Genomic DNA, 15,617 nt, shown 5'->3' with positions numbered 1-15,617 from the left:
ATAACAGAAAAAACCCGCGTGCTGGCGCGGGTTTGGCCGATATGGCTGCGGACAATTCTAACCGAAATGCCGGCCGCCCCGCACGACCCGAGCAACCGCCAATGCACGGGCTTGATGTGAGTCATGGCGGGCCGCGGGGGCAGCCAGCAGGCTTGACGGCCGAACGGACGCCCCCGGACTGGCGTCGCGCGCTGGCATCAGGCGGATGTCCGGGCAAGCGGCCTGCAACGCTCCCTTTCCCGCCCTCTACCGCGGCCCCGGCATGATCCAGCTCAGCTACAGCACCTTCGGCCTCACCAACCTGCCCTTCGGCGAGGCCATCGATGCGGTGGCGAAGGCTGGGTATGCGGGCGTCGAACTGGGCTTCCACCGCGACCAGTTCAACCCGTTCGAGCTCACCGACGCGGATCTGGATGCGGTGAAGCGGCGACTGGACCGGGCCGGCATCGCCGCCCCCTGCGTGGCCACCGCGTCGCATTTCTTCACCCCCCAGCGGCCGCACGAACCCTCGCTGCTGACCCTCGACCTGGCCGGGCGCAAGCGCCGCATCGACCTGGTCAAGCGCGGCATCCGCGTGGCCCGGCGCCTGGGCGTGAACCTGGTGACCTTCGGCAGCGGCTTCCGCCGCGACGACCACGCGCGCAACCCGTCGCTGGACCCGCGCGAGCTGCTGGCGGATTCGATCCGCGAGTGTCTGCGCGAGATCCGCGACGACGAGGACATCACGCTGCTGATCGAGCCGGAGCCCGGCATGGTCGTCGAAACCCTGGAGCAGGGGCTGGAGCTGCTCGACATGGTCGGCTCGAAGCGCTTCGGGCTGCACATCGACATCTGCCACGCCTACTGCTCCGAAGCCGATTACATCGGCGCGCTGGCCAAGGCCGCTCCCCATGCGCGCTACCTGCACATTTCCGACGCCCGCAAGGGCTACAACCTGAAGATCGTCGAGGACGCCGAACACCTCGAGCTCGACCTGGATTTCGCCAGCTATCTGGTGTACTTCCCGGCCACCGCAGCGTTCCTGCTGGTGGATCGCCGCCATCCGCGGTACTTCTGCGACGACACACCGACTGCCGCGCAGCGCGCGCGCATCGACGGGCACCTGACCCGCGCCGGCGTGGACGCCTCGCTGCTGCAGCTGGTCGACCATGCCGGCCTCTACGCAGGCAGCTCGCCGCTGGACGACGAGATCTTCACTTACCTGATTTCGGTGCCGGGACTCTCCTACGACGTGCTGGAGCGCGCCCGTCCGGTCATCGCCTTCCTGCGCGGCGTGCGCGGCCCGGCGCTGGTGCACGAGATGGTGGCCAACACCCTGACCGGCATCGCGCATTTCCACGAGATCCCGGGCGCGGGTACGCTGGATCTGGCGGCCAGCTTCAAGGCGTTGAACGACAACGGTTTCGACGGCTTCGGCTCGGTCGAGCTGTACCACCACGTCGAGTCCTGGCAGCAGGCGCTCGACGACAGCTACCGTCACCTGGCCGCGATTCCGCAATCGGCCTGATACAGATGCCGGGCAGCGCCATCATCGACCACGAAGCGCTGGGCTGGGCGCCCGGCACCGTCGGCGAACTGGATCACCACCTGCTGAAAGCGCCCAGCGTCAAGCTGCGCGGCGCGCATCCGGGGCCGGCCGGCGACACGGTCTACTGCATCGATCTGCGTCTGCGCCGACCCAACGCCGGCGAGTCCCTCGGCAGCGCGGAATCGCACTCGCTCGAGCACTTCCTGCTGGAAGGCTTCCAGCGCCTGCTGCCGCGGCATTTCATCGGCGTGGGCGTGATGGGCTGCCGCACCGGCTTCTACCTCACCCTGCACAACGAAGGCCGGCGCGCGCGCATCGAGGACGCGCTGGAAACCATCCTGCGCGGCGTGCTGGCGGCGACCGCCGTGCCCTACGCCCGCATCGACCAGTGCGGTCACTGGCGGGACCACGACCTCGCCCGCGCCCAGGCCGTGGCGCGCGAGGTGCTGGAGCGGCGCGCGGCGTGGCGGGACATCGCGTGAGCGGGGCAAGCGGCATGCGTTGGCAGGTCAGCCAGACGCGGCGGGTCGAATATGACCTGGTCAACGTCGAGGACGTGTTCGATCCCGGCAGCGAGGCCTTGCTGTCGATGGGGCGCGTGCGCGCGGGCCGCCGCTTCGTGGTGGTGGACGAGTGCGTGTACCGGCACCACGGGCCGCGCATCCACGCTTATTTCGCCCATCACCGGATCCAGGCGCGGATCGTGCCCTTCCCCGGCGGCGAGGCCGGCAAGACGGTGGAGCGCTGGCTGGGCCTGTTGCGCGAACTGGACGACTTCCCCATCCACCGCCGCGACGAGCCGGTCATCGCCATCGGCGGCGGCGCGCTGACCGACGTGGTCGGCTTCGTGGCCTCCAGCTACCGGCGCGGCGTGCCGCACATCAAGGTGCCGACCACGTTGATGGGCTATGTCGACGCCTCGGTCGGGATCAAGGCCGGGGTGAATTTCAACGACCGCAAGAACCGCCTCGGCAGCTTCGAGCCGCCACGCCGGGTATTGCTGGACCGCCGCCTGCTGGCCACCCTAGAGCCGCGCCACCTGCGCAACGGCCTGTGCGAAATCGTCAAGCTGGCCGTGATCAAGGATGCCGAGCTGTTCGGCCTGCTGGAGCGGCACGGCGCCACCGGCCTGCGCGCGGCATTCCAGGATGCGCATGGCGGCGACATCCTCGACCGCGCCATCGACGGCATGCTGGAAGAGCTGGCGCCGAACCTGTTCGAGGACGAGCTGGCGCGCAAGGTCGATTTCGGCCACACCTTCAGCTACGGCCTGGAAACCCGTTTCGAGGACCGCCTGCTGCACGGCGAGGCGGTGCTGCTGGACATCCTGGTCTCCACCGCCATCGCGCGCCATCGCGGCCTGCTGGCTGTCGGCCACGCCGCGCGCATCCTCGGCCTGGTCGGGCGGCTCGGCATCGCGCCGGCCCTCGAACTGCTGGATGTCGAGCTGATGTGGCAATCGCTGCAAGACCGCGTCGAACACCGCAACGGCCACCAGCGCGTCCCCCTGCCCGCCGCGATCGGCGAATGCGTGTTCGTCGACGACATCGCGCGTGCGGAAATCGCCGCCTCGATCGATACCCTGAAACAATGGACCAGGCCGTAACATGAACCAGTCGCAGAATGTTGATGCCGCGGAAATCGCCCACTTCAACCGCATCGCCCAGCTGTGGTGGGACCCGGCCGGCAAGATGGGCCAGCTGCACGCGATCAACGGCCTGCGCCTGCGCTTCATCACCGACCGCATCCCGGTGGCCCATCCGCGCGTGGTCGACGTGGGCTGCGGCGGCGGCATCCTGACCGAGGCGTTGCACAAGGCCGGCGCCCGGGTCACCGGCATCGACCTGTCCGAGCTCTCGCTGAAAGTGGCTCGCCAGCACGCCGAGCGCGGCGGCCTGGACATCGACTACCGCTACATGGACGTGGAAACCCTGGCGCAGGAAGAAGCCGGCAGCTTCGACGCCGTGACCTGCATGGAAATGCTGGAACACGTGCCGCGCCCGGACCGGGTCATCGCCGCCTGCGCGACGCTGCTCAAGCCCGGCGGCGTGGCGTTCTTCTCCACCATCAACCGCACCTTCAAGGCCTTCGCTTTCGCCATCGTCGCCGGCGAATACATCCTGGGCCTGCTGCCGCGCGGCACCCACAGCTACGGCAAGTTGATACGTCCCGGCGAATTGCGCGCCTGGGCCGGTGCCGCGGGACTGGAGTTCAGCGCCGTGGCCAGCCTCATGTACAACCCGCTGACGCGCAGATTCCGCGTCGCCCCGGACCGCGAAGACATCAACTACATGGCCGGTTTCATCAGGAAGGACTGACCATGCTGCGTCGCTTCCTCGCGCTCTCGCGCTCCACCCACGGGGTGCTGGACATCGCCATGCCCGGCTTCGCGGCGCTGCTGTGGCTGGGGCATTTCCCGCCCTGGCGGGTGCTGGGACTGTGCCTGCTGACGGCGCTGGCCGGTTATACGGCGATCTATGCGCTCAACGACCTGATCGGGGTGAAGGACGACAAGGAGAAGGTCGCCGGCGGCATCAAGCCCGGCTACGCGGTGGAAGCCTCGGAGCTGCGCTACCCGCTGGCGCAGAACCTGATCAGCATGAAAGGCGGACTGGCCTGGTTCGGCTTCTGGTTCGCGGTGGCCATGGTCGGCATCTGGCTGCTGAATCCCGCGATCCTCGTCATCCTGTTCGCCGCCGCCATGCTGGAGGTGGCGTACGTCAAGCTGCTCAAGGTCACCTGGTGGCGCACGGTCGTCAGCGGCCTGGTGAAGTCGGCCGGGCCGGTGGCGGCGGTGTTCGCGGTGGTCCCCGCACCGTCGTGGGCGGGGCTGGCGCTGATGCTGGCCTGGCTGATGCCGTGGGAAATCGGCGGACAGAACATCCCGGCCGACTGGAACGACATCGAGGAGGATCGCCGCATCGGTGCGCGCACCATCCCGCTGGTGTTCGGGCTCCGCGCCGCCGGAGCGATGGTGGTCGTGCTCCTGGCATCGACGGTCGGGCTGAGCCTGCTGCTGCCACGACTGTCGCCGCTGGCGCTGGGCTGGCCGTTCCAGCTGGCCCTGCTGGCGGCGGGCGCGGTTCTGTTGCTGTGGCCGGCGCTGCGCCTCGCACGCACGCTCGACGGACGCCAGGCTGCGCGCCTGTTCGACCGTGCCAGCCTGTACCCGCTGGCGCTGCTGGCCATCGTCACCGCCTTCGTCCTGTCGCGCTGAGCACGACCGCCGCGCCGGCACGCTTGCGGAGCCAGCGGCGGCACGGATCGCTTTCCACCAGCGTCGGTTGACGCGCCGCCTGTCGTGGCGCAGACTCAAACAAGCGTTTGATTCAGGAATGACGATGGCCGCCGTTGCCCCCTTCTCGACCAAGGACCGCATCCTCGGCGCGGCCGAGGAACTGTTCGCCCAGCACGGCTTCGCCGGCACCTCGCTGCGCCAGGTCACCACCCGCGCCGACGTCAACATCGCCGCGGTCAACTACCACTTCGGCAGCAAGGAAAACCTGGTCAACGAGGTCTTCCGCCGGCGCATGGACGAGATGAGCGCGCGCCGCCTGGCGCAACTGCAGGCGGCGCTGCAGCAGCACCCCGGGGAGCTGGAGCCGGTGCTCGCCGCCTTCGTCGAACCGGCGCTGGCCATGGCCCGGGACCGCCAGGGCGGCGGCGCCTTCATCCGCGTGATCGCCCGCGCCTACGCCGAGAAGAACGATAGCCTGCGCAAGTTCCTGTCCGACCGCTACGGCCACGTGCTGCGCGCCTTCGCCAAGGCGATCGCCGGTTGCGTGCCGGGGCTGGGCAAGGAGCAGTTGTACTGGCGGCTGGACTTCCTGTCCGGCGCGCTGACCTACGCCATGGCCGATTTCGGCCTGATCAAGCGGCCGGCCGGTCTGTCCGAGGCCGCGCATCGCGAGCGCGCTGCGCGGGAGCTCATCCGCTTCGCTTCCGCCGGCCTCAAGGCCGAGACGAACTGATTTATTTCAAAGGCTTGCAAACCATGTCTAATAAACTGCTTGTACGCAGGGCCGCGGTCCTCGGGGCCGGCGTGATGGGCGCACAGATCGCCGCCCAGCTCACCAATGCCGGGGTCGACACGGTGCTGTTCGACCTGGCCGCCAAGGACGGCGACCCGAACGGCGTGGCGCTCAAGGCCATCGCCAATCTCGGCAAGCTCTCCCCCGCCCCGCTGGCGAGCAAGGCGCTGGCCGCGTCGATCGCGCCGGCCAACTACGACACCGGCCTCGCGCTGCTGCAAGGCTGCGACCTGGTGATCGAGGCCATCGCCGAGCGGCTGGACTGGAAGCAGGACCTGTACCGGCGCATCGCCCCGCACGTGGCTCCGCATGCGGTGCTGGCCAGCAACACGTCGGGCCTGGGCATCAATGCGCTGGCCGACGTCCTGCCCGAGCAGCTGCGCCCGCGCTTTTGCGGGGTGCACTTCTTCAACCCGCCGCGTTACATGCATCTGGCCGAACTGATCCCGGCCCGGACCACCGACGCCGCGGTGCTGGAGGGCCTGGAGACGTTCCTGACCACCGCACTCGGCAAGGGCGTGGTCTACGCCCGCGACACGCCCAATTTCATCGGCAACCGCATCGGCGTGTTCTCGATCCTGGCGACGATGCACCACACCGCGGCGTTCGGCCTCGGCTTCGACACGGTGGACGCGCTGACCGGGCCGGCGATCGGACGGCCGAAGTCGGCGACCTACCGCACCGCCGACGTGGTCGGGCTGGACACGATGGCGCATGTCATCAAGACCATGGCCGACACCCTGCCGAACGACCCCTGGCATGCGTATTTCAAGACGCCCAAATGGCTCGAGGCGCTGGTCGCCAAGGGGGCGCTGGGACAGAAGACCGGGGCCGGCCTCTACACCAAGCGCGGCAAGGACATCCTGGTCCTGGACCTGCAGGCGCAGGATTACCGCGCCAGCGCCGGCGAGGTCGCGCCGGAAATCGCGGCGATGCTGAAAGAGAAGGATCCGGCGGCGAAGTTCGCGGCGCTGCGCGGCAGCGCGCATCCGCAGGCGCAGTTCCTGTGGGCGGTGTTCCGCGACCTGTTCCACTACAGCGCGTTCCACCTGGCCGACATCGCCGAGACCGCACGCGATGTCGACCTCGCGATCCGCTGGGGCTATGGCTGGTCGCTCGGCCCGTTCGAGACCTGGCAGGCCGCGGGCTGGAAACAGGTCGCCGGCTGGATCGCCGAGGACATCGTCGCCGGCAAGGCGATGAGCGCCGCGCCGCTGCCGGATTGGGTGTTCGACGGCCGCGACGGCGTACACGGCGCCGAAGGCAGCTACAGCCCGGCGAAGAACGCCAAGCTGCCGCGCTCCGCCCTGCCCGTCTACCGTCGCCAGCGCTTTCCGGACCCGGTGCTGGGCGAGCGTTCCGATCCGGGCGAGACCGTGTTCGAGAATGCCGGCCTGCGTGCCTGGCACGACGGCGACGGCGTGCTGGTGGCCTCGTTCAAGACCAAGCTGCACACCGTCGACGACCAGGTGCTGGCCGGGCTGCAGGAAGCCGTCGCCTGCGCCGAGCGCGATTTTCGCGGCATGGTGATCTGGCAGCCGCGGGAGCCGTTCTCGGCCGGCGCCGACCTGGCCGGCGCGCTGGGGTTGCTGCAGGCCGGCGACCTCAAGGGATTCGAGGCGATGGTCGCCGACTTCCAGGCCACCAGCCAGCGGATCAAGTATGCGCTGGTGCCGGTGGTCGCGGCGGTGCGCGGGCTGGCGCTGGGCGGCGGCTGCGAATTCCAGATGCATTCCGCACGCACCGTGGCGCATCTGGAAAGCTACGTCGGCCTGGTCGAGGCCGGGGTCGGCCTGCTTCCGGCCGGCGGCGGGCTGAAGGAACTGGCGGTGCGCGCCGCGCAGGCCGCGGGCCCCGGCGGCGACGTGTTCGCGCAACTGAAGAAGGTGTTCGAGACCGTGGCGATGGCCAAGGTCGGCACCTCCGCGGTCGAGGCGAAGGAACTGGGGCTGCTGCGCGCGGCCGACGTGGTCGCCTTCCACGCCCACGAGACCCTGCACATCGCCCGGCAGCAGGCGCTGGTGCTGGCCGAGTCCGGCTATCGCCCGCCGCTGCCGGCGCGCCGCATCCCGGTCGCCGGCGACGTCGGCATCGCGACCTTCAGGATGCTGCTGGTGAACATGCTCGAGGGCCGCTTCATCAGCGAGTACGACTACGAGATCGCCTCGCGCATCGCCACCGTGCTGTGCGGCGGCGAGGTCGACCGCGGCGCGCTGGTGGACGAAGACTGGCTGCTGCGGCTGGAGCGCGAGCAGTTCGTCGCCCTGGCGCAGCAGGAAAAGACCCAGGCCCGCATCGCGCACATGCTCAAGACCGGCAAGCCGCTGAGGAACTGATGCAAGCGCCCGCCATTCCCGCGGAGGCCGGAATCCGGCATCCCGTTTCCGAACGACAAAGGCGCCGCGCCCGCGCTTGCGCAGGGATGGCAACGCCACACCGTCGGCCTACGAATCGAGAACAATCATGAGCAGACAGATCCAGGACGCCTACATCGTCGCCGCCACCCGCACCCCGGTCGGCAAGGCGCCGCGCGGCGTGTTCCGCAATACCCGTCCCGACGACATGCTGGCGCACGTGCTGCGCAGCGTGATCGCGCAGGCGCCGGGGATCGACGTCAACCGCATCGACGACGCGATCGTCGGCTGCGCGATGCCCGAGGCCGAGCAGGGCATGAACGTGGCGCGCATCGGCGTGCTGCTGGCCGGGCTGCCAAACACGATCCCGGCGCAGACCATCAACCGCTTCTGCTCCTCCGGCCTGCAGGCGGTGGCGCTGGCGGCCGACCAGATCCGGCTGGGCAACAGCGACCTGATGCTGGCCGGCGGTACCGAGTCGATGTCGATGGTGCCGATGATGGGCAACAAGGTCGCGCTGTCGCCGTCGGTGTTCGAGGACGACCACATCGCCATCGCCTACGGCATGGGCATCACCGCGGAGAAGGTCGCCGAAGAGTGGAAGGTCTCGCGCGAGGACCAGGACGCGTTCGCCCTGGCCTCGCACCGCAAGGCGCTCGCCGCGATCGCCGCCGGCGAGTTCCGCGACGAGATCTCGCCGCTGGAAGTCGTCGCGCGCCTGCCGGACCCGGCCGGCAATGCCGTGCGCCTGAAGAAGCTGCTGGTCGACACCGACGAGGGCCCGCGTCCGGACACCTCGCCCGAGGGCCTGGCGAAGCTGCGCCCGGTATTTCGCAACGCCCAGTTCGGCGGCAGCGTGACCGCCGGCAACAGTTCGCAGATGTCCGACGGCGCCGGCGCGGTGCTGCTCGCCTCCGAACAGGCGATCAAGGACTACGGCCTGACCCCGCTCGCCCGCTTCGTCAGCTTCTCCGTCGCCGGCGTGCGCCCGGAAGTGATGGGCATCGGCCCGATCGCGGCCATCCCCAAGGCGTTGAAGCAGGCGGGATTGACAAAAGACCAGCTCGACTGGATCGAGCTCAACGAGGCCTTCGCCGCGCAGGCGCTGGCGGTGATCCGCGACTGCGAACTCGACCCGGCCAGGGTCAACCCGCTGGGCGGCGCGATCGCCCTCGGTCACCCGCTCGGCGCCACCGGCGCGGTGCGTACCGCGACCATCCTCCACGGCTTGCGCCGGCGCAAGCAGAAGTACGGGATGGTGACGATGTGCATCGGTACCGGCATGGGCGCCGCCGGCATCTTCGAAGCGCTTTGACCTGCGCGGCTTGAGTTGCCGCGCGCGGCGGCGCACCGGCGGCATGCCTGCGGTGGGCGCGATGCCGTGTGTGCTGCGCGACGGCACCTGGCGCCGACGACGGCAACCGCGCCGCCGGCGGCGTCGACACGCACCGGCCCGCCTGCGATGCGGACGGCAGCACGCGAGTCGCCGACCGGCGGACTGGACAACCCGGCCGCTGCCGAGTTTGATGCAGCGATGGAAATCCATCGCGCCGACCCGTCCTACCGCAGCCGCACCCTGTTGCTGCTGGCTTTCACCGTCCTGTTGTGCGCCGTCCTGCTGTTGCTGCTCGAAGCCTGGCTGGGGCGGATCGACGGACAGCTGGCGCAAAGCGATCCGGATACCGTGCGGCGCTGGCTGCGCGGATTGCTTGCCGGGCTCGGCATCGGGTTGGCGGTTCCGGCCGCACTGCTGGGTGCCGGTTTGCGCCGGCTCGGGCTGGCGTCGCGGATCGAGGGCCGGTTCCCGCCCCGGGCCTGGAAAACCCTGCGCGATGTCCGCGTGTTGCGCGATGCCGCAGCGCTGCGCTGGGCACGCCGAGCCGAACGCGCCGGTCTGGCCGCGATCGCGCTGGCGGCATCGCTGTTGCTCTGGGCCGCGTGGGCCTGGTGGCGGTTCGGCTAAGTGCCCGCGCGGGCCCCACCCGCAGCTACAGCTCGACCACGCCCATCTCGCCCAGCGCGTCCTGCATCATGACGCGCGCGGCGTCGCTGAGCATCTCGTGGTCCAGCGCGTAGCGGATCGTCGCCTCGACCAGGCCGATGTGGGTGCCGCAGTCGAAGCGCGTTCCCTGGAAGCGATAGGCCAGCACCGGCTGTTCGCGCAGCAGCGCCGAGATCGCGTCGGTGAGCTGGATTTCGCCACCGGCTCCCGGCGTGGTGGCCTGCAGCAGGTCGAAGATGCGCGGCGACAGGACATAGCGCCCGACCACCGCCAGGGTGCTCGGGGCGACCTCCGGTTCCGGCTTTTCCACCATCGCCGTCACCCGCCCCTGGCGCCCGCTGAAATCCTCGGTAGCGACGATGCCGTAGCTGCCGGTCTTGGCGCGCGGCACGTCCTGGGTGGCGATCACGCTGGCGCCGGTGGCCTGCGCCACATCGGCCATCTGCTTCAGCGCCCCCGGACCGCGGTTCCAGATCAGGTCATCCGGCAACAGCACCGCGAACGGCTCGTCGCCGACGACCGGTTGGGCGCACAGCACCGCATGCCCCAGGCCCAGCGCTTCGGCCTGGGTCACGAAAACCGCCCGCACGCCATCGGGCAACACGTGGCGCACCAGTTCCAGCTGCTCGGTCTTGCCGGCACGCTCGAGCTTGTGTTCCAGCTCGTAGGCCTTGTCGAAATAATCCGCGACCGCGTGCTTGTAGCGATTGGTCACGAATACCAGCGTGTCGCAACCGGCCTCGATCGCTTCATCGACCGCGTACTGGATCAGCGGCTTGTCGATGATCGGCAGCATCTCCTTGGGCACGGTCTTGGTAGCGGGCAGGAACCGGGTGCCCAGGCCGGCCACCGGGAACACCGCCTTGCGGATGCGGCGATTGCCTTGAGGGATCTGGCCCATCATGTTTTCCGGGCGTTGCGGGCGGGAAACGCGACCACGGTGGCGGCTTCGGCCACGGCGGCGCCGGCGGGCGCGAACTCGGGGACCGTCTCGCGCAACAGCAGCGCCAATTCGTCCAGGTCGTAACGCGCGACCGCATCGCGCAGACGCGCGCTGGCTTCCGCGATGCGCTCCGCCGCGACCTCGCGCGCCTCGGCCTGCAGGATCTTGGGATGCATGGTGGGCCGGTAGCGTTCGTCGGCGTGGAACAGGGTTTCGTGCAGCTTCTCGCCGGCGCGCAAGCCGGTGTAGACGATGGCGATGTCGCGCTCGGGCTGCTTGCCGGCCAGCCGGATCATCTGTTCAGCGAGCAGCTTGATCGCGATCGGCTCGCCCATGTCCAGGGTATAGACCGCGTGCTGCGAACCGGAGGCCGCCGCCTGCAGGATCAGCTGGCAGGCTTCCGGAATGGTCATGAAGTAGCGCGTCACTTCCGGATCGGTCACGGTCACCGGCCCGCCGTTGCGGATCTGCTCGCGGAACAGCGGGACCACGCTGCCGGCCGAATCCAGCACGTTGCCGAAACGCACCGTCACCGAGCGGGTGACGCCGGGCCCGGCCAGCGCCTGGCACACCATTTCGGCCAGGCGCTTGGTCACCCCGAGCACGTTGACCGGATCCACGGCCTTGTCGGTGGAAATCAGCACGAAAGTGCCGACCCTGGCACGCTGGCTTTCCCGAGCCACCGTCTCGGTGGCCAGCACGTTGTTGCGGACCGCTTCGCGCAGTTGCGTCTGCAGCAAAGGCACCTGCTTGTAGGCGGCGGCGTGGAACACGGCCTCGGGCGAGGACTGTGCCAGTGCGTGGCGCACCGCCGCCGGGTCGCCGCAGTCGCCGAGTACCGGCACGCAGCGGATCTGGGGGAAGTCGCGACGCAATTCGGTCTCGATCGTGCTCAGCGCCAGTTCGTCGATTTCCAGCAAGGCGATCTGGCGGGCGCCGTGGCGCGCGCACTGGCGGCACAATTCGGAGCCGATCGAGCCGCCGGCGCCGGTGACCAGCACGCTGCGCCCGCCCAGCCAGCCGCGGATCGCCTTCCAGTCGGGGGTGACGGGTTGCCGGCCGAGCAGATCCTCGATCGCTACCTCGCGCAATTCGCCGGGCAGCGAGCGTCCTTCGAGCAGGTCGTCGAGCCGCGGCACCCGGCGGAACGGCAGGCCGGTGCGTTCGCAGATGGCCACGATGCGACGCATCGCCGTCGCGTCGAGCGACGGCATCGCGATCACCAGCAGCCCGGCCGCGGTTTCCGGCGCGATCCGCCCGACCTCATCGATCCGGCCCAGCACCGGCACACCCTGCAGCTGGCTGCCGTGCAGGCTGCTGGCGTCGTCGAGGAAGCCGACCGGCTGGTAGGCGCCGGTGCGCCGCAGGTCGCGCACCAGGGCCTCGCCCGCCTGCCCGGCCCCCAGGATCAGCACCCGCAACGCGGTACGGTCGGAGCTGGACAGCTGATGGTCCTTCCAGGCGCGGTACAGCAGCCGCGGCATCCCGAGCAGCGCGGTGAGCACGATCGGGTACAGCACCAGGACGGTCCGGGGCACCTGGTCGAGCCGGTTGTACAGAAACAGGCCGGCGACGATCGCCAGCAGGCCGAACACGCAGGCCTTGAGGATGTTGACCAGGTCGGGAACGCTGGCGAAGCGCCAGATGCCGCGGTACAGGCCGACCCGCCAGAACACCAGGCCCTGCGCCAGCAGCACCAGCGCGATCTCGGTCGACCAGGGCGACAGCGGCGAAACCTCTGCCCGCATCGCGTAACGGAACAGATGCAAGCCGGTCCAGGCCAGCCACACCATGCACAGGTCGTGCACGACCACGGCGACACGCGGCAAGCCGGCGCCGACCCGCTCCTTCCAGCCGATCATCCCTTGTCCTCCATGGTCCTTCCGGCCATCCCTTGCAGTCGCCACCACGCTACGCAGGCGGCGAGATACACGCCCCCGACCGAGGCCATGATAACCACTGTCGGTTGCGAGCTCGCGGCAAGCATGATCGCCCCCGCCGCGAACGTCCAGCCTGCATAGCCCGCGGTCACCCCGGCGTGCCCGCCCCTGCTCCGCGCCCAGCGCTGATAGGCGTGCTGGGTATGCGGCAACCACCAGCGTTCCCCGCGCAGCATGCGCGCGCCCAGTGTCAGCGCCGCGTCAACTGCGAATGCGCACAGGGGGAGGAGCAGGAGTGGTGCCCGCCGGCCTTCGACCCCCAGCAGCAACATCGAGACCAGCGCCGCCAACGCGAACCCGATCGCGCCGCTGCCGACATCGCCCAGGAAGATCCGCGCCCGGGGCAAGTTGTAGGGCAGGAAGCCGGCGCAGGCCGCCGCCAACGCCAGCCCCAGCCAGAACACCGGGCCATTGCCGGCGAGCAAGGCATAGGCCACTGCTGCCAGTGCCGCCTGGCTCGCCGCCAGACCATCGATGCCATCCATGAAGTTCCAGACGTTCACCAGCACCAGAGCAAGCATGAAGGCGCCCGCGGCGACCAGTGCACCGCCCCCGGCGGCAAAGATCGCCCCGGCCAAGAGCGCTGCGGCCATCGCATGCATGGCCAGGCGCAGCCACGGCGACAGCGGGCGGTGATCGTCGAGCCAGCCGATGCCGGCGACCAGCGACAGCCCGGCACCGATTGCGGCATGCAACGGCGCGTGTTGCGGATCGGCCAGCGCCAGCCATGCCAGCGCCAGCAACAGGGCCGCCACGATCGCGATCCCGCCGCCGCGCGGGGTCGGCACGGCATGGCTGCGCCGCGCTCCCGGCTGGTCGATCAAGGCGTGCTGCAATGCGTAACCACGTGCGAGCCAGGTGCCGATGAGGCCGACCGCGCAATGCAGCGCAAGCCACCCTGGCAGGCCGGCGCCGGGCACGCTCACACCACCGCGTAGTTGAGCAGCGGCTTGACCGTGCCCCATTCCTTGCAGCTGGGGCACTGCCAGTGGTGGCTGCGCGCACCGAAGCCGCAGCGGCTGCAGCGGTAGCTCGGATTGCGCACCAGCAACTGGTCGGTAATGTGCTTGAGATCGTGCAGGGTGGCGACCGGATCGGCCTGCTCGATCAGGGTCAGGTCGATCAGGGCCGCCTCGCCGCGGACCGAGGGCCGGTCCTTGAGCTGTTGCGCCAGGTAGGCGCGCGCCGAACCGGCGCCCTCATCGGCCTCGACCAGCCGGGTCAGGGCCAGCACCGGCGACACTCCGCGGTAATGCTCGGCCATCTCGGTCAGGAACGCGCGCGCACCGGTGCTGTCGCCCACGCGGGCATAGCTGGACAGCAGCGACGGCAGGATCTCTGGCAGGTAGTCGGGATCGTGGCGTGCGGCGCGCTCGAAGGCGCGGATCGCGGCGGCGTCGTTGCCGGCATCGACTTCGATGCGCCCCTCCAGCAGGCCCGCGCGTACCGCCGTGGAATCGGCGGCGTAGGCGCGCGCGATCGAGTCCCGCGCGGCGGCGATGTCGCCGGAGGCGCGCTGGCGGTCTGCCAGCTCGCATTCGAACTGCGCGACCAGCTTGCCCATCGGCTCGCCGGTCACCGCTTCATAGCGCGTGGCGTTCTCGATCGCCTTGGCCCAGTCGCGCTCGGCCTGGTAGATGCCGATCAGATGGCGCAGCGCCTGCGGCGCACGCTGGTCGATCCGAGCCAGGTCCGTGAACACCGTCTCGGCGCGGTCGAGCAGCCCGGACTTCATGTAGTCCTCGCCCAGCGCCAGCAGCGCCTGCACCTTCTGCTGGTCGGTCAGGTCGGGGCGCTGCACCAGCGCCTGGTGCAGGCGGATGGCGCGGTCGACCTCGCCGCGGCGGCGGAACAGGTGGCCGAGCGCGACCTGGGTCTCGAAGGTGTCCTTGTCCAGCTCGGCGATGTGCAGGAACAGCTCGATCGCCTTGTCGGGCTGCTCGTTGAGCAGGTAGTTCAGGCCGCGGAAATAGGTGGTGGAGAGCTTGCTGACCTGGCTGTCGCTGTGGCGCTCGCCGCCGCGACGGCCGATCACCCAGCCGCTGAGCGCGGCCAGTGGCAGCAGCAGCACGAACCAGAACCACTGGTCGAGGAAAGCCATGCTCAGCGCTCCGGCTTCGCGGCCGCGGACGCGAGCGCGCGGCGCAGGCGCTGGCGCAGCGGCAACACCACGGCTGTGGTCAGTACCAGCCCACCCACGACGACGCCGACCAGCAACCCCGCCAGCACGCTGACGCCCAGCGTCGCGCGCAGCGAGGCGATGCCCAGGTCCAGCACCACGGGCTGCGGGTTGAGTCCGCCGATGGCCAGGCCGGCGACGAGGAAGAGGATCGCGATCAGGAGGCGGATCAGGCGCATCGTTCGGCTCCGGGTGCGTGTGCGCGCCAGCTTAGCCGAGGCGTCCCGCCTTGTTCAGCCATGCCGGAGCCGGCGGCCCTGGCGCGGGACATTCTAGTCGTCGGCGGCGACCGGCATCGCGCCGCTGACGCGCTCGCGCAATTCCTTGCCCGGCTTGAAGTGCGGGACGTACTTGCCAGGCAGGGCCACCGCATCGCCGGTTTTCGGATTGCGGCCGGTGCGCGGCGGACGGTAATGCAGGGAGAAACTGCCGAAACCGCGGATCTCGATGCGTTCGCCCCCGGCGAGCGCACCCCCCATCATTTCCAGCAGCGACTTGACCGCCAGATCGACGTCCTCCGCCTTCAGATGCCCCTGACGCCGGGTGAGGATCTCGATCAGTTCGGACTTGGTCATGGACACGCGGCCGGCTCGGGTGCGGCAGACGGCCCGGCGATGGAGCGCCGGGCCGCTGCAGGGTG

15 protein-coding genes are annotated in these 15,617 nt (G+C 69.7%); 9 read left to right on the top strand and 6 right to left on the bottom strand.

Features of this window, described 5'->3' with window-relative positions:
- Positions 1-262 precede the first annotated feature (262 nt).
- From D0Y53_RS05490 to D0Y53_RS05450, 9 genes are all read left to right on the top strand, one after another.
- Complete coding sequence (locus D0Y53_RS05490; protein WP_117202204.1) at positions 263-1,507, top strand: sugar phosphate isomerase/epimerase family protein; 1,245 nt, start codon at positions 263-265, stop codon at positions 1,505-1,507.
- A gap of 5 nt (positions 1,508-1,512) precedes the next feature.
- Positions 1,513-2,010, top strand: a complete 498-nt coding sequence (locus D0Y53_RS05485) for an S-ribosylhomocysteine lyase (protein ID WP_233511671.1) — start codon at positions 1,513-1,515, stop codon at positions 2,008-2,010.
- 14 nt (positions 2,011-2,024) lie between these two features.
- A complete protein-coding gene (locus D0Y53_RS05480; RefSeq protein ID WP_233511670.1) occupies positions 2,025-3,134 on the top strand; it encodes a sedoheptulose 7-phosphate cyclase in 1,110 nt (369 codons plus the stop codon).
- 1 nt (position 3,135) lies between these two features.
- Positions 3,136-3,846, top strand: a complete 711-nt coding sequence (gene ubiG / locus D0Y53_RS05475) for a bifunctional 2-polyprenyl-6-hydroxyphenol methylase/3-demethylubiquinol 3-O-methyltransferase UbiG (RefSeq protein ID WP_117202202.1) — start codon at positions 3,136-3,138, stop codon at positions 3,844-3,846.
- Between the two features lie 2 nt (positions 3,847-3,848).
- Positions 3,849-4,745, top strand: a complete 897-nt coding sequence (locus D0Y53_RS05470) for a UbiA family prenyltransferase (RefSeq protein ID WP_233511669.1) — start codon at positions 3,849-3,851, stop codon at positions 4,743-4,745.
- Positions 4,746-4,869: 124 nt separating this feature from the next.
- On the top strand, positions 4,870-5,499 hold the full coding sequence (locus D0Y53_RS05465; RefSeq protein ID WP_117202325.1) for a TetR/AcrR family transcriptional regulator: 630 nt from the start codon (positions 4,870-4,872) through the stop codon (positions 5,497-5,499).
- Positions 5,500-5,522: 23 nt separating this feature from the next.
- On the top strand, positions 5,523-7,895 hold the full coding sequence (locus D0Y53_RS05460; protein WP_117202201.1) for a 3-hydroxyacyl-CoA dehydrogenase/enoyl-CoA hydratase family protein: 2,373 nt from the start codon (positions 5,523-5,525) through the stop codon (positions 7,893-7,895).
- A gap of 127 nt (positions 7,896-8,022) precedes the next feature.
- On the top strand, positions 8,023-9,228 hold the full coding sequence (locus D0Y53_RS05455) for an acetyl-CoA C-acyltransferase (protein ID WP_117202200.1): 1,206 nt from the start codon (positions 8,023-8,025) through the stop codon (positions 9,226-9,228).
- A gap of 15 nt (positions 9,229-9,243) precedes the next feature.
- Complete coding sequence (locus D0Y53_RS05450) at positions 9,244-9,876, top strand: hypothetical protein (protein ID WP_147319011.1); 633 nt, start codon at positions 9,244-9,246, stop codon at positions 9,874-9,876.
- Between the two features lie 25 nt (positions 9,877-9,901).
- Here the strand turns inward: D0Y53_RS05450 and galU are convergent, their stop codons facing one another.
- The 6 genes from galU to D0Y53_RS05420 form a co-directional block, all read right to left on the bottom strand.
- Positions 9,902-10,816, bottom strand: a complete 915-nt coding sequence (gene galU / locus D0Y53_RS05445) for a UTP--glucose-1-phosphate uridylyltransferase GalU (protein WP_117202198.1) — start codon at positions 10,814-10,816, stop codon at positions 9,902-9,904.
- Complete coding sequence (locus tag D0Y53_RS05440) at positions 10,816-12,720, bottom strand: polysaccharide biosynthesis protein (protein ID WP_117202197.1); 1,905 nt, start codon at positions 12,718-12,720, stop codon at positions 10,816-10,818. The genes galU and D0Y53_RS05440 overlap by 1 nt, the downstream gene beginning before the upstream one ends.
- Positions 12,717-13,718 carry an MraY family glycosyltransferase gene (locus D0Y53_RS05435; protein WP_233511668.1) on the bottom strand — a complete coding sequence of 334 codons (1,002 nt, stop codon included), beginning with the start codon at positions 13,716-13,718 and terminating at the stop codon, positions 12,717-12,719. The genes D0Y53_RS05440 and D0Y53_RS05435 overlap by 4 nt, the downstream gene beginning before the upstream one ends.
- Before the next feature lie 2 nt (positions 13,719-13,720).
- Entirely contained in the window at positions 13,721-14,899 is a 1,179-nt protein-coding gene (lapB, locus tag D0Y53_RS05430; RefSeq protein WP_117202195.1) for a lipopolysaccharide assembly protein LapB, read from the bottom strand.
- 2 nt (positions 14,900-14,901) lie between these two features.
- A complete protein-coding gene (locus D0Y53_RS05425) occupies positions 14,902-15,156 on the bottom strand; it encodes a lipopolysaccharide assembly protein LapA domain-containing protein (protein ID WP_117202194.1) in 255 nt (84 codons plus the stop codon).
- A 93-nt stretch (positions 15,157-15,249) separates the two neighbouring features.
- Positions 15,250-15,552: an integration host factor subunit beta gene (locus tag D0Y53_RS05420; RefSeq protein WP_117202324.1), complete on the bottom strand. Its 303-nt coding sequence runs from the start codon at positions 15,550-15,552 to the stop codon at positions 15,250-15,252.
- Positions 15,553-15,617 lie beyond the last annotated feature (65 nt).

This window comes from Cognatiluteimonas weifangensis (genome assembly GCF_003416885.1).
Lineage (GTDB): Bacteria > Pseudomonadota > Gammaproteobacteria > Xanthomonadales > Xanthomonadaceae > Cognatiluteimonas > Cognatiluteimonas weifangensis.
The sequence above is the reverse complement of the archived record's forward strand: the minus strand, read 5'-3'. Positions and strand labels throughout refer to the sequence as shown.

What these genes read in the sequence shown, in the direction of transcription:
- D0Y53_RS05490 (WP_117202204.1), top strand. Translation starts at nt 263, where the DNA reads ATGATCCAGCTCAGCTACAGCACCTTCGGCCTCACCAACCTGCCCTTC.
- D0Y53_RS05485 (WP_233511671.1), top strand. Translation starts at nt 1,513, where the DNA reads ATGCCGGGCAGCGCCATCATCGACCACGAAGCGCTGGGCTGGGCGCCC.
- D0Y53_RS05480 (WP_233511670.1), top strand. Translation starts at nt 2,025, where the DNA reads ATGCGTTGGCAGGTCAGCCAGACGCGGCGGGTCGAATATGACCTGGTC.
- ubiG (WP_117202202.1), top strand. Translation starts at nt 3,136, where the DNA reads ATGAACCAGTCGCAGAATGTTGATGCCGCGGAAATCGCCCACTTCAAC.
- D0Y53_RS05470 (WP_233511669.1), top strand. Translation starts at nt 3,849, where the DNA reads ATGCTGCGTCGCTTCCTCGCGCTCTCGCGCTCCACCCACGGGGTGCTG.
- D0Y53_RS05465 (WP_117202325.1), top strand. Translation starts at nt 4,870, where the DNA reads ATGGCCGCCGTTGCCCCCTTCTCGACCAAGGACCGCATCCTCGGCGCG.
- D0Y53_RS05460 (WP_117202201.1), top strand. Translation starts at nt 5,523, where the DNA reads ATGTCTAATAAACTGCTTGTACGCAGGGCCGCGGTCCTCGGGGCCGGC.
- D0Y53_RS05455 (WP_117202200.1), top strand. Translation starts at nt 8,023, where the DNA reads ATGAGCAGACAGATCCAGGACGCCTACATCGTCGCCGCCACCCGCACC.
- galU (WP_117202198.1), bottom strand. Translation starts at nt 10,816, where the DNA reads ATGGGCCAGATCCCTCAAGGCAATCGCCGCATCCGCAAGGCGGTGTTC.
- D0Y53_RS05440 (WP_117202197.1), bottom strand. Translation starts at nt 12,720, where the DNA reads ATGATCGGCTGGAAGGAGCGGGTCGGCGCCGGCTTGCCGCGTGTCGCC.
- lapB (WP_117202195.1), bottom strand. Translation starts at nt 14,899, where the DNA reads ATGGCTTTCCTCGACCAGTGGTTCTGGTTCGTGCTGCTGCTGCCACTG.
- D0Y53_RS05425 (WP_117202194.1), bottom strand. Translation starts at nt 15,156, where the DNA reads ATGCGCCTGATCCGCCTCCTGATCGCGATCCTCTTCCTCGTCGCCGGC.
- D0Y53_RS05420 (WP_117202324.1), bottom strand. Translation starts at nt 15,552, where the DNA reads ATGACCAAGTCCGAACTGATCGAGATCCTCACCCGGCGTCAGGGGCAT.